The organism is Leifsonia sp. 466MF, assembly GCF_900100265.1.
In the GTDB taxonomy this organism is placed as follows: domain Bacteria; phylum Actinomycetota; class Actinomycetes; order Actinomycetales; family Microbacteriaceae; genus Leifsonia.
Genome location: NZ_LT629696.1, coordinates 3,106,163 through 3,129,700, shown reverse-complemented (window position 1 = coordinate 3,129,700; position 23,538 = coordinate 3,106,163). Strand labels below are relative to the sequence as shown.

Sequence of the window (23,538 nt, the reverse complement as noted above, 5' to 3'; positions counted from 1 at the left end):
CCCGTGTCGGCGGTCATCGGTCCGCTGCTCGGAGCGCGGCGATCGCGACCTCGTGCGAGACGACCGGCGCGTATCCCAGCTCTTCGACCGCCTTTGCCGTGCGGAGCGTGCAGGACTGACCGAGGAACCAGAGCACGGGGACGGGCACGACCTGCTCGGCGGTGGCCGCGTCGATCTCCTGGTCGGGCACGGGCGCGCCGGCGAGCTCCAGTTGCAGGCTGACGAAATCGCGCAGGTCGACCCGCTCCTGATCGGTCACGAAGTACGCCTGACCGGCTCGGCCACGCGTCCAGCCGAGGAGGAGTCCCTCGACGGCGTTGTCGACGTGCGTGACATCGGTGAGGTGGTGGCCGCCCTCGATCCAGGGCAGCTGCCCGGCGCGTGCCGCGTCGGCGAAACTCGCGATCAGGCTGCTCTCCGGTCCCCAGACGAAGCGGGGCCGGATGACGACGGTGGTGAAATCGGGGCCGTCGGCGTCGAGCACGATCTGCTCCGCCATCGCCTTCGACGCGCTGTATGCGGCGGGCGAGTCCGGTCGCAGAGGTGCGCTCTCATCCACATCGCGGAGGGGTTCGCCGGCCATCAGCGCCGCTTCGGTCCCGCAGTGCACGAAGCGTGGAACGCCTGCCGCTTGCGCCGCCTCGACGACGGAGCGCGTCCCCTCGACGGTCACGCGCTCGTGGCGCTCCCAGGGGGCGAGGATGTCGGTCTCCGCTGCGAGGTGGAACACGACATCCATGCCGGCGAGGGCGCGCGTCAGGGCCGCGGTGTCGCTCAGCTCGGCCAGCACGGCCTTCGCGCCGGCCCGGGTCACCACCTCGGCCGAGCGCTCGCTGCGCACCAGCGCCGTCACCTCATGGCCCTCCTCGATAAGGCGGCTGATCAGCCGACGTCCGATGAAGCCCGATCCACCTGTCACGAACACGTTCATGGGGAACTCTCCTTACCTGTCGAGGGGTCCAGCAGTCCGGGACCGGGATGTGTTCCCTCGAAAGCATCGAGGTATTGGACGGTACTCATAAACTTCTTCTATGCCGTCGCTCCGCGCCCTCGCTTGCCTCATCGCCGTCGCCGATGCCGGATCCATCACGGAGGCGGCGCGCTCGCTCTACCTGTCGCAGCCGGCCGTCTCGCATCACCTGCTTCAACTGGAGCAGGAAGCTGGTGTCGCGCTCATCGTGAGGGAGACGCGGGGCGTGCGGCTCACCCCGGCCGGCCGCGCCGCGCTCGTGGAGGCCCGACGCGCTGTCGATGCGGCCGGCGCAGCGCTGCCGGCCGCGGCAGCCGCGGGCCAGGCGACAGGCGGCACCATCCGGATCGGATGCGCCCAAAGCCTCGTGACCGTGCTCGCGCCGGTCCTGGTGGACTGGCATCGGCGACGGGCCGACGTGCTCCTCACGCTGCGCGAGTTCACCACGGTGGAGGAGGTCACCGCGCAACTGGACGGCGACGAGATCGACCTCGTCGTGATGGCCGGACCAGCGCCGGCTCGCTTCGTGGGCACCCCGCTCGGAGACGAGGAGATCGTCCTGGTCACCTCCGCCGATCATCCCCTCGCCGCATCCGACCGGGTGGAACGGCAGGCGCTGGACGGCGTCTCGCTGGTGCACTACGCCGCCGAGAACAGTCTGAGCGGCTGGCTGGACCAGGCGTTCGCGCGATCCGGGGTACGGCCGACAGTCATCATGCGCACGGCGGTGACCGCCGCCGCCCCGCAGCTCGCGGCCGCGGGCTTGGGTGTCGCGGTCTGCCCGGCGAGCGCGGTGCCGGCGGGCCTCCCCGGTGCGGTGCTCTCCTTCTCTCCGACGTGGACCCGCGAGCTCGTCGCAACGACCCGCACCGCTCCGGACGGTCTCGTCGCGCACCTCGTCGCGGACATCCGCGACCGGATCGCGTCGTCCCCTCAGGATGGCCGGCGCGCGTGACTCGGCTCGGCGATCCGGCCGTCGACCAGGCGCAGGACCGCGTGCATCCGCGGAAGGTGCACCAGGTCGTGGGTGACGAGCAGCGTGGAGGTGTCGAGGTCGTCGGTGAGCCGCAGGATCAGATCCATGATGGCGGCGCCGCGCTCCTGATCGAGCGCGCTGGTGGGCTCGTCGACCAGCAGGACGCTGGGGTCGTTCATGAGGGCGCGTGCGATGTTCACACGCTGGCGTTGGCCTCCGGAGAGCTCGTGGGGGCGCCTGCCGGCCTGGTCTGCCAGGCCGACCGCGTCGAGCAGCTCGCCTGCACGGGCGGACGTCTTCGCGCGGGCGCGCCGGCCGGCCCAGCCGCCGAGCTCGTTCATCACGCAGAGTTGCTCCCGGGCGGTCAGCGAGGGGATGAGGTTGCTCTGCTGGAAGACGATCCCGATCGACGTGCGGCGCAGCTCGGCCGCCGCGGTGCGATCGAGGCGGGTCGCATCCACGTCGTCGATGAGCACCTCGCCCGAGTCCGGGCGGATGAGGGTGGCGGCGACCGCGAGGAGGCTGGACTTGCCCGAGCCGGACGGTCCGGTGATTCCGGTGACCGTCCCCGGTCGGCCGGTGAGGGAGACGTGGTCGACGGCCGTGACACGGCCGTCGCCGTCGGGGAAGGTGAGTGTGATGTCGGTCAGGCGGATCATCGGTTGCTCCCGAGGGCGGTGAGGGGGTCGGCGGAGGTGACGGAGCGGAGGGCGAAGGCGGCCCCCGCGAGTCCAAGCGCGATCATGATCGCGCCGGGCAGGAGGGTGGTGAAGGGGCTGAGGAGGAACGGCAGGGCGGTCCCGGCCAGCGCCCCGAGCAGAGCGACCAGGCCGAGGCCGACCCCGATGCCGGCGACGAGAACGATGAGGGCCTGGCCGAGCGCATCCCGGACGAGGGATGCCGTCGTCGCGCCGAGCGCTTTGAGCACGGCGATGTCGCCCTTCCGCTGCATCGTCCAGACCGTGAAGAACGCGCCGATGACGAGTCCCGAGATCCCGAACAGCAGGGCGACCATGAGCAGCAGGGAGCCGATCTCCGACCGGAACGCGCTGAGCGCGGTCAGCGACTCCAGCGGCGTCTTCGACACGGTTCGATTCGCCGTGTCGGCAGCCGCCCAGGCGGGGGAACCCGCGACGGCGAGCACGGTGGCATAGGCGCCGCGGTCGCCGGTGGCCGAGGCGGACGCCTGCCAGTCGTGGAGGGTCATCGTGACGACCGGGGTGTGGCTGTACCAGGCGTCGCCGCCGACGCTCTCGACCCGGTAGGAGGTCCCGGCGATCGAGATGTCGTCACCGACGCCGGCGCCGAGGGCCTTCGCGGCGGGAAGCGACAGACCGAGCAGGCCGTCGCGCGTCGGAGTGGCCCGATCGGCTCCCGGCTCCATCCCGAACAGGGCGATCGCCGCCACCGTGTCTCCTGCCGTGCCGCGCGTCTGGCTGATCCCGACCGGATCGACCGCGGTGACGCCGTCGATCGCGCGCCAGTCGGCAGCCTGCTTCTCGGTCACAGCGGAGTCCGAGTAGCTAGCGTCGCTGCTCCCGGAGGGGAGGGAGAACACGATGCGGTCACCCGGCAGCCCGAGTACGGCGGAGATGTTCTGTGTGGCCAGACCGCCGGTGAGGCCGCTGAGGAACCCGACCAGCACCGTGATCAGGCCGACCACCGACCCGATGAGGAGGAACCGGCCCCGGGCGAACCGGAGGTCGCGGAGGGCGACGAACATGGTGACGTTCCTTTCTGATCGCCGGAGGCGGCGACACATCCAGCCTCCCGGGCAGCGTCGGCTGCGTCATCGGCGGGGAGGAGGGACGCGGGCGACGAGAGGATGGACGCCGGTTTCGTCCTTTCGGACGATGACCGCCCGAGCGCCCCCGCGTAGTCTTCAGCCCATGGCGCACACCGCATTGACCCCGGTCTTCGTGGGGCTGCGCACCGGTCTGCACGTGCTCTTCCTCGCCCTCACCGCGCTCGTCGTGGCGCGCGCCCTCTTCGCGCCGACCGCCGCGAGCGGCGCGGTGATCGCCCTGTGCCTCGTGCTGGCCGCGACCTACCTGGCGGGCGCTCTGCTCGCACGGCGAGGACGCGGGGCCTCGAACGCGCTGACGATCGCCTGGCTCGCCCTCCTGACTCTCGAGTGGATGGCGCTGCTCTGGCTGATCCCGGAGGCCGCGTACCTCGTCTTCCCGCTCTTCTTCCTCTACCTTCACCTGCTCGGCCGGAGGTGGGGCCCTGTCGCCATCCTCGTGACGACCGTGGTGGCGATCTGCGCGCTCGGCGTCCACGGCGGTTGGACCGTCGGGGGCGTGGTCGGTCCTCTCGTCGGTGCGGGTGTCGCCCTGTTGATCGGGCTCGGATACCAGGCCCTCGCGCGGGAGGCCGCGGAGCGGGAGGCGCTGATGGCGGAGCTGCTCCGCACGCGGGACCAGCTGGCGGCGACCGAGCACGAGTCCGGGGTGCTCGCCGAGCGCGCCCGACTGGCCCGGGAGATCCACGACACGCTCGCCCAAGGGCTGTCGAGCATTCAGCTCCTCCTCTATGCCGCCGAACGCTCCGATCCCGATCGCCCGGGAATCGAGCACATCCGGCTGGCGCGCGAGACCGCCGCCTCGAACCTGGCCGATGCGCGGCGGTTCATCCAGGAGCTCACGCCGCCCGTCCTCGACGACCAGGGGTTGGGCGGTGCGCTGCGCCGCCTGGCCGAGACCCAGTGGTCGACGCAGGGGTTGGAGGTGCGCGTGCGGGTGTCAGACACGACCGCGCTCCCCATGTATCTGCAGACCGCCCTGCTGCGGATCGCGCAGGGGGCGATCGCCAACGTCATCCAGCATGCGCACGCGTCGACCGCGACCATCGCGCTCGAAGTCGAGGGCGACGAACTGCTGTTCCGCGTGGAGGATGACGGGGACGGCTTCGACCCGTCCGTCATCCCGTCCGACCAGGCCGGGCGGTCGGACTCGTTCGGCCTGCGGGCGACGCGGGAGCGCGTCCAGCAGCTCGGGGGCACGCTCGAGCTGCGTTCGGCTCCGGGCCGCGGGACCACGCTCCTGGTGCGGCTCTCACCGGTGGTGACGTCGTGATTCGGCTGGTCGTCGCCGACGATCACCCGATCGTCCGCGCCGGACTCGTCGCCCTGTTCTCGCTCGAGGACGACTTCGAGATCGTCGCGGAGGCCGGCACACCGGATGCGGCGGTCGCGGCGGCCGAGCGGGAGAACCCGGATGTGGTGCTGATGGACCTGCAGTTCGGCGCGAACGAGAGCACCACCGGCGCCGATGCCACCCGGCGGATCCGCGCGCTCGACGCGCCGCCGTACGTGCTCATCCTGACCAACTACGACTCCGATTCCGACATCCTCGGCGCGGTGGAGGCGGGAGCGAGCGGCTACCTCCTCAAGGACGCCCCGCCGCACGAGCTCACGGCAGCCGTGCGGGCGGCGGCGGCCGGCGAGAGCGCACTCGCACCGGTCATCGCGACCCGCCTGCTGAACCGGCTCCGCGCCCCGCGCGTGAGCCTGAGCACGCGCGAGATCGACGTGCTGCAGCTGGTCGCGGCTGGGCGCTCGAACAGCGAGATCGCCGCATCCCTCTTCATCAGCGAGACGACCGTCAAGTCGCACCTGGCGCACATCTTCACCAAGCTCGGCGTCGCCTCCCGGACCGCCGCGGTGTCCGCGGCACGGGAGCGCGGCATCCTGCGGTGAGCAGCGCGTATCCGGCTGACGCGCCGTGATAGCGTGCTCTCGCTCGACTGGCTGAGGGGGAGGCGAGGATGGCGAGAAGCGCGACGGTCAGGAGATCGATCGACCCGTTGACGAGTCCGATCATGCTCGGCCGCGACATCGAGCCGCGCGTCGCGGCGGTGCTGCTCCGCCCGTTCGGTTATCTGCTGGTATCCGTCGTCTGGGTGGTGCTGTTCCTCGTGTGCGTCGCCACCGCCGTCGTCGCCCTGCCTGCTGCGCTGTCGGGCACGGTCGGCGACGCGGGGCTGGGGGCCTCGCCCGCCTTCCATCGCTCCGACACGTGGATGGCGTTCATCGTGATCCCGCTCGTCATGGCGGTCCTGGGCTGCGTCGGGTACCTCCTGATCCTGGCGTCGCTCGGGAACATGCTGGCCGCCCTCACCCTGTTCGCCCGGAGCCTGCGGCCGTCGTTCCGGCACGAGCGGCTCTCGGCCAGCATCCGCGCGGCCGGCGGTGAGGCCGTCGGACCCGCGACCACCGCCGTGACGGGGGTTTCGCTCTCCCTGCTTCCGATGCGCCTCACCCGCTGGACCAAGTTCGTGATGATCGTGCAGTTCAACGGGTGGGTCATCAACGGCCCGATGTTCAGCATCGGATCGGTGTGGGGAGCCCTCTACGTCTTCACGGTCGGATGGGTGCTGTGGCCCGCGACCGGCGTCGGTCTCGTCGTGTGCGGCGTCGTCAGCGCGGCCCTCGCGGGCATCCTGCTGTGGATGATCTGGCAGCGCCGGTCGGTGTTCCCCACGGTCATGCCGGGAGCGCTCGAGAACAGTCCGTACCGCTGGTCCTGGCCCAACAAGCCGCCGGTCACGAAGAAGCGCGACCGGCGGACGATGCCGTCGTCCTGACAGCCCCGGCCGCTGCCGGTCAGGCGTACTCGGGCCGGCCGCCGACGCGGTACGTGAGGGCGACGATGCCCGTGGGGAACACGCGCGTGTCGGTGAGGTCGAGGGCGAAGTCGAGTCCCCGTTCGGGCAACCAGCGCTCGCCCTCGCCGACGATCACCGGGAACTGGACGAGGTTCAGCTCGTCGACCAGCTCGTTCTCCAGCAGCCATCGTGCGAGCGCCGCGCTTCCCACCACCAGCAGTTCGCCATCCGCGTGGGCCTTCAGCTCGCGGACCCGGGCCGCGACATCCCCGGAGATGACGGTCGTGCCCTGCCAGGTCGGCGCGGTCAGGGTGCTGGAGACCACGTACTTCGGCCGGGAGCTGATCGCCTCACCGAAACCGTCGTCGTCGCTGCGGGCGCCCCAGTAGGTCTCGAACAGCCCGTAGGTCTTCCGCCCGAGCAGGAAGGCGTCGGGACGCCGCCAGGTGTCGAGGATGTACTGCACGGCCTCGCCGTCGTTCAGCGGAAGCGCCCAGCCGCCGCGGGTGAATCCGGGGTCCATCTCCTCGTTGTTTCCGCCGTTCGCCTGGGCGACGCCGTCGAGGGTGACCTGGAGACTGATCGTGAGCTTCATGGTGTGATTTCCTCTCTCTCACCCCTGCAACGAACGACTCTCCTCCATTTCGACAGCGTCCACGTGCGATCACTCGAGCAATATCTTCACCTTGCGCTGATGCCAGACGATCGGCGCCGGGAGCTCGTCGCTCATCATCGCGAGCACGCGCAGCACGATGATGTCGTGATCGCCCGCGGGATAGCGGTGCTCGACGACGCACTCCAGCCAGGTGGGCGATCCTTCGAGGAACACCGCGCCGGACGGAAGCTCGGCTTTGCGGACACCGCGCAGCCGGTTCTGCTTGTCTCGCGAGGCGAGCTGACTGGTCTTGCCCGCGTGGTCTTCGCCGAGGATGGACACTCCGATCACAGGGGCGCTCGCCAGTTCCGGCCAGGTCGTCGAGCTCCGCTGCGCTGCGAAGGACACCATCGGCGGATCGTAGGAGACGCCGACCGAGAAGGAGGAGGCGATCATCACGACCGGCTCGCCGCCGATGGTCGCGGCCAGCGCGGCGACTCCGGACGGGAACCCGGCGAAGGCCGCTCTCATCTCCTCCGGGTCGGAGGTGAAGTCGTAGGTCATCGTCATCGTGATCGGTCCTCCCGCAGAGAAGCGTGGATCGCAGGGGCCCACGCGGTCACCCAGGTGTCGAGTGCCCCCTCCTCGGCGTAGCGCGAGTCCAGTTGGTAGAGGCCCTGGGCGGGACAGACCGCCCCGAGCTCGACCAGCACGGGCTTGAGCGTCAGCTCGGGAGCGAGAGCGTGCGTCGGACCCCCGCCCAGCATCAGCGGGATGCCGACCTGACCGGCGAGGCCGGTGGCCGTCGCGAACTGGTCGAGGAAGAGCTTGAGCAGCCCGGAGTAGGTGCCCTTGAACGTGGGGGATGCGGCGATCACGAGGTCCGCATCCTGTACCCGGGCCACGGCTTCGGCGACGACAGGGTCGCCGAAGCCGAGGACACCGGCGCCCAGCTCGGACACCTCGATCGTCGTCGCGGTCGCCCCGAGGGCGGACGCGAGACGCTCGGCGGCGTCGCGGGTGCGCGACTGCGGCTTGGGGTTGCCCACGATGACGGCGGCTGTGAACATCAGGAGACCTTCCTTTCGTGTGGTTGCCGGGCGAGGAGCAGCGAGCGGGCCTCCCGCTCGTCCTGCCGCATGGCCTCGACCAGTTCCTCGGGACTCGCGAAGGCCCTCTGCGTGCGGATGAGCCGGTCCGTCGTCACCTCGGCGCGGCGTCCGTAGAGGTCGCCCGCGAAGTCGAGCACGTGGACCTCGATCGTGTGTGCCCGGCCGGGAAAGGTGTCGTTCGTCCCGATCGAGATCAGCGCAGGCATCGGCTCGCTCCATGACTCGGCGCGGAACCCGCCGATGTAGACGCCGTCGGCCGGCAGGCCGGCGCGCTCCTCCAGGTCGAGGTTCGCGGTGGGGAAGCCCAGGCCGAGTCCCGCGCCTGCGCCCCCCACGACGGTGCCGACGAGGATGCCGCCGAGGTCCCGGTCGCTCGCGTCACCGGCGTCCGTCGAGGTGACGCGGAGGAGGGAGGCGGCGACGATGCTCAGCACGCCCACGAGCGCGAGCACCGCCAGCGCGACGGCGTTGCCCGTCCACGCCAGCACGACCGCCGTCGCGGCGCTCCCGAGCACGGCGCCCAGCTGCTTCACGGAGTTGAAAGCGCCGGAGGCCGCTCCGATCGACGACCGCTCGACCGAAGTGACCGTGGCGATGGAGAACGGCGACCACAGGAACGAGTTCGCGATCCCGAACAGAGCGAACACCCCGGCGATCGCCCAGATCGGTGCTTCCGCCCACACGAGCGCCGCCGTGCCGCCGATCGAGAGTACGAGCGCGATGCCGCCGATCACCGCGACCACCCGCAGCCCGACGCTGTTGTTCAGCCGGGCGGACACCGGAGCGGCAAGGAGGCAGACGACGCCCATCGGGACCAGGACGATCGAGGCCGTCACCACATCCAGCCCCCGATCCTCCTGCAGCGCCAGCATCAGCGGGATGGGCGCGGAGCCGACGCAGAACGCGGCCGCCGCCGCGCCCCAGGAGGCGGTGACGAAGCCATGGCTGCGGAACAGCGACACCGGCAGCAGCGCGCGGTCGGCGGACCGGCGCTGCAGCCACACCACGCTCGTGACGAGCGCGGCGCCCACCACCACCAGGAGCCACCGAGGGATATTGGCCACGGAGGAGGAGGCCGCGTCGGTTCCCTGGATGCCGATGACGAGCGCGGCGACCCCGAGGGCGTTGCCCGCCATCGCCCAGAGCGGGATGCGCGCGGGCAGGCGCTCGGACGCCGGCACCCACAGCAGCACGGCGACCGCCGTGATCACGCCGATGGGCAGGTTGACCGCGAAGATCGACGGCCAGCCCGCCGCGCCGACGAGAAGGCCTCCCAGGATGGGACCGGCGACCGTGGCGGCTCCGCCGACAGCACCCCAGATCCCCAGCGCGATCGCGAGTCGCGGCGGAGCGAACAGCGTCCGGATGATCGTGAGGCACTGCGGCGTCATCAGGGCGGCTCCGACGCCCTGGGCGACGCGCCAGCCGATGAGCGAGCCGATGTCCTGCGAGACCGCGCACAGGACGGACCCGATCGTGAACGCGGCGAGCCCGATCAGGTAGACCCGGCGCCGGCCGAACCGGTCGCCCAGCCTCCCGGCGATCAGCAGGGGGACCGCGTAAGCGACCAGGTACCCGCTGTTGACCCAGATCGCGAGGGTCGATGTCGTTCCGAGCCCCGCGATCAGGGCCGGCAGCGCGACCGAGGTGATGGTGCTGTCCAGCAGCAGCATGAAGAAGCCGAGACACAGGCTGCTCAGGGCGAGCCAGTCCCGCGTCGTACGCCGCACAGCGCCATCCATCTCAGACCGCCAGGTTCTCGCGCAGGGTCGAGCCGGGGTAGCGCGGCGCGAGGGCGCCGCGCCGGCGGAGCTCCGGGACGAGCAGCTCGCTCAGGTCGGCGAGCCCCGACGGCATCGAGAGAGGGCTCGACAGCATGTACCCGCCGCGCGAGCCGGTCTGGGCGAAGTTCTCCTCCAGGGCGTCGGCGACCGTGGCGGCGTCGCCGACGACGGTGTGGTCGAGCCCACTGGCCGCCTCGAAGCCGTGCTCGAAGAACTCGGCCCTGCTGATGGTGTGGTCCTCGCCGAACTCCGCGACGAGCGCGCCGACGAAACCGGCCGGGCTCGCCTGGGCCGCGACGATCTCATCCCGGAGCTCGCCCAGCCGGAACGATGCGGGCAGCGTGGAGAAGTCGTACCCGGCGTTGTGCGACAGCATGGTGCCGACGGCCTCGTCCGTCCAGAAGTCGAGCACCGCATCCCGCCGCGCAGACGCCTCCGCTGCCGTGCGGCCCACGATCGCCTGCGTCGCCCACAGGATGCCCACGTGCTCCGCATCGCGCCCCTCGGCGGTGAGCGCCTCGTCGAGCAGGCGCCGGTGGCGCTGCTGACCGGCGAGGCTTCCGCCGAAGCCGAAGACGAGATCCGCGAACGCCGCAGAACCCGCGATTCCGCGCGGCGAGTTGCCGGCCTGCACGATCACGGGATGCACCTGCGGGCTCGGCACGGAGGCGAGCGGACCCTTGACGGTGAAGAACCGCCCGTCGTGGTCGATCGGGCGCACCTTCGACGGGTCGGCGAACCGCCCCGTCGCCGCGTCGCGGACGATCGCGTCGGGGGCCACCGAGTCCCACAGCGCCCGGCAGACCTGGATGAACTCCTCCATCCGCTCGTAGCGCAGGTCGTGGTCGATCAGCTGCGCGTAGCCGTAGTTCGCGGCGTCGGCCCCCCGACTGGAGGCGACGACGTTGAAGGCGATCCGGCCCCCGGTCACGTGGTCGAGCGAGTTGAGCAGCCGAGCGACGTAGAAGGGGTGCATGAACGTGGAGGAGTAGGTGAGCCCGAAGCCGATGCTCTCCGTGACGGTCGACATCGCGGCGATGATCGGCGACATGTCCTGACGCGGCCACTGGATGCCCCACTCCACCGCAGGGTCGATGCTTCCCCGCCAGGTGCTCGGGATGCCGGAGCCGTCGCCGAAGAACAGCATGTCCACTCCGGCGCGCTCGGCGGTGCGAGCCACCTCCAGGTACATGCGCACGTCGGGGAACTGCCGCCCGACCCACGACCCGGGCTGAGCCCAGCGGCCCTCGGTGTGCGTGAACGACAGATCGTAGGCGATGTGCATGCCGCTCACGCGGTCACCTGCTTCCAGAGGGACACGACCTCGTCGGTGTCCGAGAGCACGGCGACGTTGAGCTCCAGCTGGACGAGCGCCGCCTCGTTCACGGCGAGGTCGTATGCGGCGGTCGCGTCCCGGGGCACGACGACCGGCCAGTCGAGCTGCATCGCATCCTGGGCCGTCGCGTCGACGCAGCACTCGCTGGTGAGGCCGACGATGGTGAGCCAGTCGTAGCCGGCGGTGCGCATCCGCTGGTCGAGGTCGGTCCCGAGGAAGCCGCTGTACCCGCGCTTCACGACGCGGAGCTCGCCGTCTGCCGGCTGCATCCGGTACCACTCCGCGCCGGGCGTGCCGACGATGCACGGCTCCGACTCGCCCATCGGGGCGTCGTAGTCGCCCTCGCGCAGCCAGTTGCTCGAGCGCCAGGGACGGGACGGGTCGCTGCCGAGCTCCACCCAGACCACCGGCACGCCCAGCTCCCGGGCGGCGTCCACCAGGGCGCCGATGCGGGTCACGGTCGCGTCGAGCTCGGCGACGACCTCCTCGCTCAGACCGTAGGCGCCCAGCGCGGCCGGGTCGCCGAAGTCGCGCTGGACGTCGACGACGACGAGAGCGGGTGCGCTCCCGGGCCGCGTCAGCTGCGCGAACTGCGCCTCGCGGAGGGCGCTCACCGGTCGCCACCCGCGTCGTGGGCGCGCAGCGCCGGGAGGACCGTCTCGCCGAACAGGACCATGTCCTGGTCGTACTCGGGGAAGATCAGCATGAGGCCGTCCAGATCCGCCTCGCCCACGATGTACTGGATGTGCTCGGTGACGGTCTCCGCGGACCCCGCCACGTACGCCGTCTGGAACGCCGCCTCGCCGACGGCTCCCGATGCCCACGCGCGAGCCTGGTCCTCCGGGACGCCCCACGACGCCCGCATGTTCGCCAGAGCCTCCCGGTCGACGCCGGCGCCCCACTCCTTCACCTTGGCCTCGGCGAGCGCGTCGGTCTCATCCTGGACCACGGTGAGCATGGAGTACGTCTTGCAGGTGCGGCCGTTCGCCTCGGCCCTGGCGTGGACGTCGGCGGAGAGCTCCTTCATCTCCTCCAGGCTGTCGCCGGCGAGGAAGGCCCCGTCGGCGAACCGCGCCTGGAAGGCGCGTGCGGCCTCCGACTTCCCCGCGCTGATGATGGTCGGCGTCGAGGACGGGTGCGGGCGCGACTCGCAGTCGACCAGGTCGAAGTACGGGGTGTGCATGGTGACGGAGCCCTCCGACCAGAGCCGGGTGACGGCCTCCGTCCAGAGCTCGGTCATCGCGTAGCGGTCGGCGTGGCTGAGGGTGGGGTCCCAGATGCCGAACTGCTCGAACTCGCCGGCGTAGGCGCCGTTGACGATGTTCATGCCCGCCCGGCCTCCGGACACGTCCTGCAGCGTGGCGTACATCTTCGCGGCGATCGCCGGGTTGTGCACGTTGGCGTGCATGGTGGCCCAGATCTTGACCCGTTCGGTGGCCTCGGCGAGCGCCGACATCATGGTCATCGACTCCAGCGAACGGCCCCAGTGGTCCGTCGTGCCGCCGAAGCCGCGCCACTTCGCCATCGACATGATGAAGTCGAGACCGATCTCCTCGGCGTGCAGGGCGGCACGCTTGTTCCAGGCGTACGTGGCTTCGGGATGGGGGGCGGTGATGGACAGCATCCAGCCGCCGTTCCCGATCGGGAGGAAGATCCCATAGTCTTTCGCGGGCATTGCTCGCCTTTCGCTGCGCTCGGTGGTGTGGTTACGGGGCGGGCCAGATCAGGGTGTCGCCCTTGTAGATGGCTTCGATGTAGGAGTTGTCGAACCACTTCGCCGCCTCGTCGCCGGTCACGCTGTCCGGGACGATCTCGAACTGGTGCAGCATGTCGACGAGCTTCGTCACGTTGGCCGGGTCCATCCCGCCGAGCGGCTGGCCGGGGGTCGGGTTGTCGGCCACCACCTGGGTCTCTGTCTTCCAGATCGTGGCGTTCAGCTTCTTGTCGTACGTGGCGCCACCGGACAGGTCGGCCGCGAAGCCGACGCACTTCTCGGTGTTCGCGTCGCTGGCGCTGCAGTAGTCGTAGGCGTGCAGGGCGGCGCGGAGGACGTCCTGCACCGCGGTGGGGTGGGCCTTCGCGAAGGCCGGGTTGACCGCCATGGCGCCGAGCGAGCTGGGGATGCCGTACTTGACCGGCTGCCAGACCGTGACCTTGTCACCGGCCGCCTTGAGCTGGTTCGGCTCGTTGGAGATGAATCCGGTCAGCGCGGCGAGGCCGTCCTGCTTGCGCGGAAGCACCGACGGGTCGTAGCCCTCCTTGACCAGGGTGAGGGACTTCCAGTCGACGCCGGCCTTCACCATCATCGCCTCGACGGAGGCCGGGACGTAGCCCTTGTGGCCGACGACCTTTCCGTCGAGCTGGGTGAGGTCGGTGATGTCGGGGTTGGTCATCAGGATGTCGAGGCCGGCGTTCGAGTACGACGAGATGCCCTCGATGTCGATGCCGTTGGCGCGTGCCTGGATGAGGTCCTGCTGAGCGATCGCGGAGACCGTCGCCTGCCCGCTCGCGAGCAGCTTGGTGTTCTGGGCGGTGTCGCCGGTTCCCGGCTTCAGCTGCACGTTCAGGCAGAGGTCCGAGAAGTACCCGAGCTTGCTGGCGGCGACGTACTCCAGGATCGAGGCGGAGGACTGGAACTGGTAGCCGGACAGGTACGTGATCGGGCCGGCCGCCTTGTTCTCTTCGCAACGCTTGGCCGAGATGGCGGTGCCGGACGACGCGGAGTCCGCGGGGGAGCCGGAACTGCACGCGGCGACACCGAACGTCAGGACGACGGCGGTGAGGGACGCGAGACCGGCCTTGATGAGACGGTGCTGCATGGGTCACTCCTTCTTCGGATGGGGTGGTGCAGGGGTGCGCTGAGGCAGGGGTGGGCCTGGTCGCCGGTCGGCGACAGGTGGGGGGAACGCGAGGTGGGGCCGGTGGCCCTCGCTCAGTCGGTGGAGCTCTCGTGCCAGTGCAGGACGCGGCGCTCGATCAGGGTGATGAAGGCAAGCAGGAGGACGCCCATCACGGCGAGGACGAAGATCGCCGCATAGACCACAGCGAGCTGGTTCATCGACGACGCGACACTGATGGCCGTCCCCAGGCCGCCGGTCGACCCGGACGCGGAGAGTTCGGCGACGACGGCGCCGATGATCGAGAGCGGGAAGACGATGCGCAGGGCCGCGAAGATGTACGGGAGCGCGTTGGGGATGCGCAGGTGGATGAGCATCTCCAGCCGCGACGCGTCCATGGTCTTGTAGACCTGCATCACCTGCTGCGGCACCGAGCGGAGGCCGACGGCGGTGTTGATGAGGATGGGGAAGAAGCAGATCAGGGCCGTGATGATGAGCTTGGGCAGCGGGCCGAATCCGAAGGCCACGACGAGTGCGGGGGCGATCGCGACGAGCGGCGTCACGTTGAGCACGACCGCGATCGGCATGATGGCCCTCCGCGCCACCGGGAGTTCGCTGATGAGCACGGCGACGACGAAGGCGGCGCCGAAGCCGATCGCCAGGCCGGCCGTCGCCTCCCCGAGCGTGATCAGGGCGTTGCCGAGGTAGTAGCCGATGTTGCCGGCGAGCGAGTCCCCGATCGCCTGCAACGGCGGGAGGAGGTACGGCATGGATGCGGCGCCCCACTGCCAGAGCCCGGCGAGCAGGGCGAGCATGACGACCAGCGGCAGCCACACCGCGGGACGGATCCACGCCAGCCGGGACTTGGGATGCTTCAGGCTGAACCGCGACGGCTCGGCGGGGACGCCGTCCGGCAGCGGCGGCCGTACGGTTGCTCGTTCTGTTGCGACGCTCATCCGGTGGCCTCCTATGCTGCGTCCGTGGATCGCCAGGCGGAGTGCAGGCGGTCTCTGATCAGGTCTTCGTATTCGTGGAAGCGGCGCTCCTCGAACAGCTTCTGGTTGCGGGGCCGCGGCAGATCGATGTCGATCACGTCGACGATCCGGCCCGGGCGGGGCGCCATCACGACGACCGTGTCCGACATCCGCACGGCCTCGGACACCGAGTGCGTCACGAACACGACCGTCGTCTTCAGCTCGTCCCAGAGGTCGAGGAGCTGGTCCTGGAGGCTCTCGCGCGTGAACTCGTCGAGGGCCGAGAAGGGCTCGTCCATAAGGAGCACATCCGGTTGGAGGCCGAAGGCCCGCACGATCGCCGCACGCTGCTGCATCCCGCCGGAGAGCTGGGCGGGGAGCTTGTGCGCGGCATCCGCCAGCCCGGCTCGATCGAGGAGTTCGAGCATGTCCGGGGCCTGCGTGCGGTCGCCGCGGTCGGCGAGGTCGCCGATGCGCTGCCGTCGCCGCGCCGCCCCTGGGTTGATCTTCTGCGGCAGCGTCACGTTCTTCAGCACGGACAGCCACGGCAGCAGTGCCGGGGTCTGCGGCACCAGCCCGATCAGCTTCGCCGCACCCGCCTCGCTGGGCGTCACATCGTGGACGCGCACCTCGCCGCGATCAGCGGATTCGAGACCCGCGACGATTCGCAGGAGCGTCGACTTGCCGCATCCGCTCGGGCCGATCAGGCTGACGAACCGCCCCGGCTCGATGGCCAGATCGACGTCGTTCAACGCGATCATCGCCGAGGATCCGTACCCGTAGACCTTGCCGACCGAGGTCAGCTGTACCGCTGGCGTCACCATCCACACCCTCCATGCCGTGTACGGACCCATAGGCCCGTTCCCAGATGGCGGAGAGCGTGCGTAGCGAGGTTGATGTCTGCCACGCGGAGTCCGCTTGTTGTTCCACAACGCTACCGAGCCAATGTTTCGTGAATCGGCCTCCGGAGATTGCGCGGATGTTAACTCTGGCCGGCCAGCGGGGCGACGCCGTCCCCGTCGAAGACGTACACCTCGACACCCAGCTCGGCCGCGGCCACGGCGACCCAGCCGTTGAGAGCCTGGGTCGTGCGGGCGCTCACGACAACGGCGGCACGCGTGACCCCGGGCACGGCCGCGCGCAACCAGAGGAGCTTGAACATGTCGGCCATCACCTTGTTCCGGTACGACGGCTTGTAGGCACCCTGATTCGCCACCAGCTGCACGACGATCGTTCCGTCGTGATCCATGCCCTCGACCTCCACCCGCGCGCCGTGGGCGAGGGAGAGCGACCGGGGCCGCAGGGGGACCCCGAAGTGAGCGCCCAGTGCGAGGAGCATCCGCTGCTCGACGGAGCCGTCGGCGAACCGCCCCCACTCTCGCGGTGCGCTCGGTTTCGGCGAGGACATGGCGCAAGGGTAGTTGCGGTTGATTTCCTGCGTGTTACTCGCTGGGCCGCGCGCCGTCGCGCGCCGCCGTGTCGGGGCGCGGGGTGATCTCTGAGCCACGAAGGCTTCTCAGACCGCTGCGGCGCTGTTGATACCTCAGCCGAGCCGTGACGAACGATCCCGACGATGCGCGGGACTCGTTGATGTGTTCTTGAATCGTCGGACGCATTCGAGGAGTATGAAGTGTTGCTGAGAGGAACTGTAACGGGAGCGCGTGTCCTGCCATGACACCACAAGATCTACTGGATCGACAGGAACTGATTTCGCGTGCTGAACGCTCCGACTTGCGTGTCGCTCCGCGCCTGGCGGCCGAACTAAGAAGTCTGGAGTTGCCGGCGTACCGTTGCCCATCGGTCGACAGCCACCGACTGATCGATATCTACGAGCGCCGTCGGCGTCGTTTGTCGGCTGACACTGTCCTTGCTCGCCAGATAGACGCCTGGCTCGAAGCGCTGCGAGGACGGGCGACAGTTCGGCTTGTATCGGTTGAAGATGCCACCGATCCGCTAGCCCTTTTAATTTCCGAGGACCGGTCCGAGCTTTTAGCGGCCATTTGGCCGCGGGCGACAATCGATCCGTAACTCACGACGACGGAGGCGCATCCCTTCCGACTATAAGGAACACCTGCTGGGTTCCCGGCCCAAGCAGGGCATCGGCCGTCGGCTGCGCGACGCCCTCGGCACACCGACGAGCTGACCTACATCGAGACACTCCCACTTGTCGAAGCAGCACAACTGACCACTTCCATACGGCAGGACCCAGGGGCTCTTGCTTTGGGTGGTGGAGCTGGAGTCGGAGTTCTATCTGACGAAGCAGCAACCTGAGGAGAGCCTCGTCGACTCATCCAATCGGGGGGCTTCGTTCGGAGGAGCGCGCCAGCAGATGACTACGCTTCCATTTAGAGAACGGTTGATTGCGATGACGCTTGCTTGAAGGTGGTTAGCCGATGAATCGAGTTGAGCTAAGCCAACGGCTCGTGGCGGAAGGGATCCGAGCTGATTCGTACTCTCTCGATGGAGGCGGCCCGTCCGAACGGTTGGTTCTTGAGGACGCGCGTTGGTCTTGGAACGTGTACTACTCCGAGCGCGGCCAGCGAACGGGCGAAAGACACTTCGACAGTGAAGAAGCAGCATGCGACTACTTCTTGAGGACTATTCTTGGTAGCCCTGAGTATCGATCCGACCGCTGATGTTGGCTCACTCCAGCGAGAACACCAGGGATGGAGATCCTTGGGCCCGAATCGACAGCGTGCCGTCGCTGTCCCGCATCGTGGACGCACGACGCCGGACTACCTCGGCTAGCGGCCTTGAGGCGGCCTCGGGACTCACTCCGAACGGCTCGCCGTCGGCGAGCTGACGGATCGACAGCGCGGAGGTTGTCGTTGTGCGAGGCGAACAGCCCGACTGGCAGCGACCAAAAAGAATGGTGGACGAGCATGCCAACCAGAAACAGAGAGCTGGCAAGGGAGCCAGTGCGCTGCGGTGAGTAGCGAATCACCGGCGCATCCCGAGATTCTTCTTCTAGCAGCTGGTCGTGGGCGCTGGCGAGTATTGCGTCAGGTGATTGCCGACTGGGACATGCTCAACGCAGGTGTCCCGAGTCGGGTTCAGCTTGAGCAATCAATCGCGATTCTCCTTGGATCCAAGCTGATCGAAGCAGGTGACGAAGGGCGGTTCCGCGTCACCCGCGCGGGAAAGCGATTGTTGCATGATCGCCAGTTGAGGAGATTGAGACCCAGAGCGCGCCCGTCAGTCCTGATGGGCGAGTTCGCGAATCACCTTCAAACCCCGGCCCCCTACGTATTGGATGACGACAAGTATCGGGCAGCCGTCGAAGCTTACGTGGGCCGCTGACCAGCTCTCGTCCGCGTTCACGCCGCAACGGGAGAATGGCCGCGAATACTGTGCCAATAACCCCGCAGCTCCGAATGATCCGTCAGGCGAGTGCTATCAGGAGTTCTCCGACCCGTTTGATATTTACGCGCATGCTCGGCTGGAATCGGCGAAGCAACCCGTTCGAGTGTCCGCGCTCGTGGGACGCCAGGTTCGATTTGGTCCGCCCCAACCGGGCGCCTCTGAGCGACCGCGCCACCTGTCTGACGACTTCTCTGGGCGTTGTGCCGAGTAGTCGAGGCTGGCGACCGGGAGACAGAACAGCCCGCCGTCCCGATTGACCGCGCCGAAAGGCCGACACGCCGACACGCCGAGGACTCTCACGCCTAGGCAAATGTGGGCACCAGGCAATCCCATCGGCGTCGAAGTGGTGCCAACCAGCATGCGAGCAGCGTTTTCCAGCAGGTCATGCGCGAGAAATGTAGTCAATGGCGCGTTAGGCGTCCGGGTCGATGCGAACTGAAAATGTCGGTGGTCGCCCCTACTCTGGGGGCAGCGAGAAAAAATCCCCAAAACACAACATGTAGTGGAATGACAATCGTGTCATTCGGGTTATATAGTGGGTGAACACCGCGGGAACGCGGATCACCAAGACTTCTAGGGGAGGCCATCATGGACTACGAAAACGACAGCGTTGGCGGCTACTCGGTTCCCGTCGACCCCATGGACCTGCTGCAGTGCGACAGCTGCCAGTAAGGCGCTAGCACCGAGCACGAAGACCCCGGAGGCCCCACCGCCTCCGGGGTCTTCTGTCGTTCGCGGGTGCCAGGGACCCGGCGAGGAACGCGCCAGTAGAATCGTCGGGTGCCAGTGAACCCAGAGCTGCAGGGACGTGAGTTCCCGCCCACCCGGCCGTACCTCGTCGGGCGAGAGAAAGTGCGCGAGTTCGCTCGTGCGGTCTTCGCGACCTCGCCGGTCTGTTTCGATGTCGACGCGGCGCGCGCGCAGGGACACCGCGACCTCGTGGCCCCGCCGACGTTCCCGGTGGTGGTTCAGGAGGCGACGCTCGCGCAGCTGCTCTCCGAGCCCGACGCGGGGATCGACTTCAGCCGTGTGGTCCACGGCGACCAGCGCTTCTCGTTCTCGCGCCCGGTGTTCGCGGGCGACGAACTGACCGCGACCCTCCGGGTGACCTCCGTGAAGTCGCTCGGCGCGCACTCGATGGTGACAGCCGAGTCGACCATCGTCGACGCCGACGGCGCGCACGTGGTGACCGCGACATCCACCCTGGTCGTGCGAGGAGACGAGTAATGGCCACCCCCGACTTCGACAGCCTGACCGTCGGCGACGTGGTCGCCGAGCGCACGGTCGAACTGACCCGTGACTCGCTCGTTCGATACGCGGGAGCCTCCGGCGATTTCAACCCCATCCACTACCGCGACGACATCGCGACCTCGGTGGGCCTGCCCGGCGTCATCGCGCACGGGATGCTCACCATGGGCCTCTCCGTGCAGCCTGTGGTCGACTGGGCCGGTGACCCTGCCCTGGTGGCGGACTACCAGGTCCGGTTCACCCGCCCGGTGGTTGTCGACCCGACGGAGGGCGCCACGGTGACCGTGACCGCCAAGATCGGCCAGCTGGATGCGGAAGCGCGAATCGCGCGCATCGACCTGACCACGACGTTCGGCGGCGAGACCGTGCTCGGCAAGGCGCAGGTCCGCGTCCGGCTGGCATGACCGACTCGACGCCGGCACTCGCCGAGCTCACCACCATCCGCGTCGGCGGCGTGCCGCACCGGCTCGTCGTCGCCAACGACCGCGACGGCGTGGTGGACGCGGTGCGGGAAGCGCGCGACACTGCCGAGGACTGGCTGCTGCTCGGCGGTGGCTCGAACACGGTGGCGAGCGACGACGGCTTCGATGGGACCGTCATCCACATCCGCAGCCGTGGTGTCGAGCGTCTGGCCGCGCCCGAGGGCCGGATCCGGCTCCGCGTGCAGGCCGGCGAGCCGTGGGACGAGCTCGTCGCCCTCACCGTGCGCAACGGCTGGTCCGGGATCGAGGCGCTGAGCGGCATCCCTGGCTCAACAGGCGCCGCGCCCGTGCAGAACATCGGTGCGTACGGCCAGGAGCTCGAGTCCGCGCTGGTCGGGGTGGAATTCCTCGACGATGCCTCGGACGAGATCGTGTACCTCACTCGACAGGAGCTGGGCCTGGGATACCGCACCTCGGTGCTCAAGCGCGGACGCATCGGCGTCGTGCTCTCGGTCGACCTGGAGCTCGCAGACGGCGCAGTGCCCGGCGCGATCGGTGCGCCGCTGAGCGCGCCGGTGGCGTATGCCCAGCTCGCGGACGCCCTGGGCGTGCCTCTCGGTTCCCGGGTGCCCGTAGCCGAACTGCGTCGCGCGGTGCTCGCCCTGCGGTCGTCGAAGGGCATGGTGCTCGACCCGGCCGACCCCGACTCGGTCAGCTCCGGCTCGTTCTTCACCAACCCGATCGTGTCAGAGGGCTTCGCCCGTACCCTTCCCGCCAACGCCCCCCGCTGGCCGCAGGCGCCGCTGGAGGCCGACACGGTGATGGACATCCCGCTCGGCGGCGTGCATCCGCTCGACGTTCCGCCTCTCGCGACAGCCGAGTACACCGTGAAGCTCAGTGCCGCGTGGTTGATCGAGAACGCGGGCATCCGCCGCGGGTTCGCCCTGCCCGGCTCGGGCGCTGCCATCTCGTCCAAGCACACGCTCGCGATCATCAATCGCGGTGGCGCGACGGCGGCCGACGTCGCCCAGCTGGCGTCATTCATCCAGTCGAGGGTGCAATCCGAGTTCGGTGTGGTGCTGCAGCCGGAACCCGTCATGGTCGGCCTCAGCCTCTGACGGGTTCTCGCCGACCATCCATTCAAGCGAGGTTTGCGGCGGAACGATCCCGCATCGATCGTGTGGCCGTGGATGTGATCGACGGCTCTGACGGTCCTGGTGCCCGGTGTCTGTTACTGGTAGACCGGCCCCGAGGAGAGCGCGACGAAGACACCCGACCGACAAAAAGGGCAGATACGATGTGCACTGGACTGAGCTATACGACCAAAGACCATTACTTCGGGCGAAACCTCGACCTCGAGTACTCCTATAACGAGACCGTCACCGTCACCCCGAGAAATTTCCCGTTCGAGTTCCGCAACATCGGAACTCTTACACCTCATCACGCCATCATCGGCATCGCCACGATTTCGGACGGTTACCCGCTGTATTACGACGCAGCGAACGAGAAAGGCCTCGGTATGGCCGGCCTCAATTTCCCTGGCAACGCTGACTACAAACCAGAAGTTCCAGTCAAGACGAACGTCACACCTTTCGAGTTCATCCCGTGGGTGCTTGGACAGTTCGAGACGGTGGACCAGGTTGAGGCAGCGTTGAGCGACGTCAACCTCGTCGACATCGCGTTCAGTGAAGCATTTCCGCTGTCGCCGTTGCACTGGATCATCGGCGATAAAAACCGGTCGATCACGGTGGAGAGTGTGAAGGAGGGCCTCCGGGTGTATGACAACCCGTTCGGCGTCCTCACCAACAATCCGACTTTCGAGATTCAGGCTTTCGGTCTGAACGACTACATGAATCTGTCGACTTATCCTCCGAAGAACCACTTCTCGAAGGACATCTCCTTCGACATCTACAGCCGTGGAATGGGTGCGATCGGTCTGCCAGGCGACCTGTCTTCGGCATCTCGCTTCGCGAAGGCGGTGTTCACTCGGATGAACTCCGTGGCCGGCGAATCGGAGTCGGAGTCCATCAGCCAGTTCTTCCACATCCTGGGATCGGTTGCGCAACAGCGCGGGTGTGTCCATGTCGGAGACGACGACAAATACGAAATCACGATCTATTCGTCCTGCTGCAACACCGATGGCGGCGTGTACTACTACACCACGTACGAGAACAGCCAGATCACGGGTGTCGACATGCACAAGGAGGATCTCGAAGGATACGCGCTGGTCGACTTCCCGCTGGTGAAAGGTCAGCAGGTCAGAATGCAGAACTAGTCCGAGGACGTGCCCCGACGCCGAGGTCTCTCACATTCGGCGCTGTGCTGACACCCATCCAACTCTGAGAATTTTCTCACGCCGCGCTCCGTAGGCTGAACTCCACACGGCGCGTTCGCGCCGGGAAGGACCGGAGGGGACGACATGGGATTCCTGGACCGCCTGCTCGGACGCGAGGAACCGCGCCCGAACGGCACGCAGACGCAGAACACCGCCAACCAGCCGTACGGCGGAGGCCAGGGCCAAGCGCCGGGACAAGCTCCCGCCCAGCCGCAGGGCCGCAGTGAGGATGAGATCGCGGTCGAGCGCTACCGGTACCTGCTCCGCACCGCCCCGCCCGAGACGATCGAGCAGGTGCACGAGGAGGCGTTCGCAAAGCTGACGCCCGACCAGCGGCGCCTGCTGTTCCAGCAGCTCAGCGAGAACGCTCCCGCAGGGGAGCAGCCGCGCGGCGACGACCCCCGATCGCTCGCTCAGGCGGCGACCCGCTCCGAGCTCCGTCAGCCGGGCACCCTCGAGCGTGCCCTCGGCGGCGGTGGCGCCGGCGGCGCCGGCCGTCCCGGTTTCGGGGGAGCGGGCTTCGGCAGCATGTTCGCCAGCTCCCTGCTCGGAAGCGTGGCCGGTTACGTGATCGGCTCCGCCCTAGTCAGCGCGTTCCTTCCGGCGCCCGGCGCCGACCAGGCCGACGGCGGCGCAGGCGACCAGAACGGCGACAACCAGAACGGCGACAACCAGGACGGGACCGACCAGGGCGGCGACCAGAACGGCGGCGACCAGGGCGGCGACGGGGGCACCGGTGACGCCGGCTCGGTCGACGCGGCCGGCTGGGACGGGGGCGGCGACGCCTCCGGCGGCGGCGACTTCGGTGGCGGTGGCGACTGGGGCGGTGGCGGCGACTGGGGAGGCTTCGGTGGCGGCGACTTCGGGGGCGGCGACTTCGGCGGCGGCGGCGACTTCATGTGACCGGCTGAGGGAGGCGAGCACCGGTTCGGCGCTCGCCTCCCTCAGCCGCGCTCCTACCTGCACGGAGTGCGACAT

At 68.7% G+C, this 23,538-nt stretch carries 24 protein-coding genes; 10 read left to right on the top strand and 14 right to left on the bottom strand.

Annotated elements, in window-relative coordinates; translation table 11 throughout:
• Positions 1-13: 13 nt before the first annotated feature.
• Entirely contained in the window at positions 14-931 is a 918-nt protein-coding gene (locus tag BLR91_RS14910) for an NAD-dependent epimerase/dehydratase family protein (RefSeq protein ID WP_089880777.1), read from the bottom strand.
• A 100-nt stretch (positions 932-1,031) separates the two neighbouring features.
• Here BLR91_RS14910 and BLR91_RS14905 point away from each other — a divergent pair, with 100 nt between their 5' ends.
• Positions 1,032-1,925: a LysR family transcriptional regulator gene (locus BLR91_RS14905; RefSeq protein WP_089880780.1), complete on the top strand. Its 894-nt coding sequence runs from the start codon at positions 1,032-1,034 to the stop codon at positions 1,923-1,925.
• Here BLR91_RS14905 and BLR91_RS14900 read toward each other — a convergent pair.
• Complete coding sequence (locus BLR91_RS14900; RefSeq protein ID WP_089880784.1) at positions 1,904-2,605, bottom strand: ABC transporter ATP-binding protein; 702 nt, start codon at positions 2,603-2,605, stop codon at positions 1,904-1,906. The genes BLR91_RS14905 and BLR91_RS14900 overlap by 22 nt on opposite strands.
• A complete protein-coding gene (locus tag BLR91_RS14895; protein WP_089880787.1) occupies positions 2,602-3,669 on the bottom strand; it encodes an FtsX-like permease family protein in 1,068 nt (355 codons plus the stop codon). The genes BLR91_RS14900 and BLR91_RS14895 overlap by 4 nt, the downstream gene beginning before the upstream one ends.
• A gap of 166 nt (positions 3,670-3,835) precedes the next feature.
• Here BLR91_RS14895 and BLR91_RS14890 point away from each other — a divergent pair, with 166 nt between their 5' ends.
• From BLR91_RS14890 to BLR91_RS14880, 3 genes are all read left to right on the top strand, one after another.
• Entirely contained in the window at positions 3,836-5,023 is a 1,188-nt protein-coding gene (locus BLR91_RS14890) for a sensor histidine kinase (protein WP_089880789.1), read from the top strand.
• Positions 5,020-5,646, top strand: coding sequence for a response regulator transcription factor (locus BLR91_RS14885; protein WP_089880794.1), 627 nt, complete (start codon positions 5,020-5,022; stop codon positions 5,644-5,646). The genes BLR91_RS14890 and BLR91_RS14885 overlap by 4 nt, the downstream gene beginning before the upstream one ends.
• A 68-nt stretch (positions 5,647-5,714) precedes the next feature.
• Positions 5,715-6,533, top strand: a complete 819-nt coding sequence (locus tag BLR91_RS14880; protein WP_157694624.1) for a hypothetical protein — start codon at positions 5,715-5,717, stop codon at positions 6,531-6,533.
• A 19-nt stretch (positions 6,534-6,552) separates the two neighbouring features.
• Here the strand turns inward: BLR91_RS14880 and BLR91_RS14875 are convergent, their stop codons facing one another.
• The 11 genes from BLR91_RS14875 to BLR91_RS14825 all read right to left on the bottom strand — a co-directional run bounded on the left by BLR91_RS14875 (position 6,553) and on the right by BLR91_RS14825 (position 16,600).
• On the bottom strand, positions 6,553-7,149 hold the full coding sequence (locus BLR91_RS14875; RefSeq protein ID WP_089880801.1) for a dihydrofolate reductase family protein: 597 nt from the start codon (positions 7,147-7,149) through the stop codon (positions 6,553-6,555).
• 69 nt (positions 7,150-7,218) lie between these two features.
• Positions 7,219-7,719, bottom strand: a complete 501-nt coding sequence (locus tag BLR91_RS14870; RefSeq protein WP_231374334.1) for a flavin reductase family protein — start codon at positions 7,717-7,719, stop codon at positions 7,219-7,221.
• Positions 7,716-8,219 carry an NADPH-dependent FMN reductase gene (locus tag BLR91_RS14865; protein WP_018189730.1) on the bottom strand — a complete coding sequence of 168 codons (504 nt, stop codon included), beginning with the start codon at positions 8,217-8,219 and terminating at the stop codon, positions 7,716-7,718. Before BLR91_RS14865 ends, BLR91_RS14870 begins: the two co-directional genes overlap by 4 nt.
• On the bottom strand, positions 8,219-9,991 hold the full coding sequence (locus tag BLR91_RS14860; protein ID WP_089880805.1) for an MDR family MFS transporter: 1,773 nt from the start codon (positions 9,989-9,991) through the stop codon (positions 8,219-8,221). The genes BLR91_RS14865 and BLR91_RS14860 overlap by 1 nt, the downstream gene beginning before the upstream one ends.
• A 13-nt stretch (positions 9,992-10,004) precedes the next feature.
• On the bottom strand, positions 10,005-11,330 hold the full coding sequence (locus BLR91_RS14855) for an NtaA/DmoA family FMN-dependent monooxygenase (RefSeq protein ID WP_231919004.1): 1,326 nt from the start codon (positions 11,328-11,330) through the stop codon (positions 10,005-10,007).
• Positions 11,331-11,335: 5 nt separating this feature from the next.
• Positions 11,336-11,995, bottom strand: a complete 660-nt coding sequence (locus tag BLR91_RS14850; protein WP_020075667.1) for a cysteine hydrolase family protein — start codon at positions 11,993-11,995, stop codon at positions 11,336-11,338.
• Complete coding sequence (locus BLR91_RS14845) at positions 11,992-13,056, bottom strand: LLM class flavin-dependent oxidoreductase (protein ID WP_089880812.1); 1,065 nt, start codon at positions 13,054-13,056, stop codon at positions 11,992-11,994. Before BLR91_RS14845 ends, BLR91_RS14850 begins: the two co-directional genes overlap by 4 nt.
• 31 nt (positions 13,057-13,087) lie before the next feature.
• Positions 13,088-14,200, bottom strand: coding sequence for an ABC transporter substrate-binding protein (locus BLR91_RS14840; protein ID WP_089880816.1), 1,113 nt, complete (start codon positions 14,198-14,200; stop codon positions 13,088-13,090).
• Between the two features lie 113 nt (positions 14,201-14,313).
• The gene (locus BLR91_RS14835; protein ID WP_018189736.1) at positions 14,314-15,174 is read right to left on the bottom strand and encodes an ABC transporter permease; all 861 of its coding nucleotides are present in this window, start codon (positions 15,172-15,174) and stop codon (positions 14,314-14,316) included.
• Positions 15,175-15,185: 11 nt separating this feature from the next.
• Positions 15,186-16,016, bottom strand: coding sequence for an ABC transporter ATP-binding protein (locus tag BLR91_RS14830; protein WP_089880821.1), 831 nt, complete (start codon positions 16,014-16,016; stop codon positions 15,186-15,188).
• 158 nt (positions 16,017-16,174) lie between these two features.
• Positions 16,175-16,600 (bottom strand): hypothetical protein, encoded by a 426-nt coding sequence (locus tag BLR91_RS14825; RefSeq protein ID WP_018189738.1) that lies wholly within the window; start codon positions 16,598-16,600, stop codon positions 16,175-16,177.
• Between the two features lie 1,520 nt (positions 16,601-18,120).
• Between BLR91_RS14825 and BLR91_RS20050 the strand changes: the two genes are divergently transcribed.
• From BLR91_RS20050 to BLR91_RS14790, 6 genes are all read left to right on the top strand, one after another.
• A complete protein-coding gene (locus BLR91_RS20050; RefSeq protein ID WP_157694625.1) occupies positions 18,121-18,492 on the top strand; it encodes a hypothetical protein in 372 nt (123 codons plus the stop codon).
• Between the two features lie 843 nt (positions 18,493-19,335).
• Positions 19,336-19,782 (top strand): MaoC family dehydratase N-terminal domain-containing protein, encoded by a 447-nt coding sequence (locus BLR91_RS14810; protein WP_026307047.1) that lies wholly within the window; start codon positions 19,336-19,338, stop codon positions 19,780-19,782.
• Positions 19,782-20,207, top strand: a complete 426-nt coding sequence (locus tag BLR91_RS14805) for a MaoC family dehydratase (protein ID WP_089880829.1) — start codon at positions 19,782-19,784, stop codon at positions 20,205-20,207. The genes BLR91_RS14810 and BLR91_RS14805 overlap by 1 nt, the downstream gene beginning before the upstream one ends.
• A complete protein-coding gene (locus tag BLR91_RS14800) occupies positions 20,204-21,343 on the top strand; it encodes a UDP-N-acetylmuramate dehydrogenase (protein WP_018189742.1) in 1,140 nt (379 codons plus the stop codon). The genes BLR91_RS14805 and BLR91_RS14800 overlap by 4 nt, the downstream gene beginning before the upstream one ends.
• A 68-nt stretch (positions 21,344-21,411) precedes the next feature.
• Positions 21,412-22,500 carry a choloylglycine hydrolase gene (gene bsh / locus BLR91_RS14795; protein ID WP_269457360.1) on the top strand — a complete coding sequence of 363 codons (1,089 nt, stop codon included), beginning with the start codon at positions 21,412-21,414 and terminating at the stop codon, positions 22,498-22,500.
• Positions 22,501-22,644: 144 nt separating this feature from the next.
• On the top strand, positions 22,645-23,463 hold the full coding sequence (locus tag BLR91_RS14790; RefSeq protein ID WP_089880836.1) for a hypothetical protein: 819 nt from the start codon (positions 22,645-22,647) through the stop codon (positions 23,461-23,463).
• The last annotated feature ends 75 nt before the right edge of the window (positions 23,464-23,538 follow it).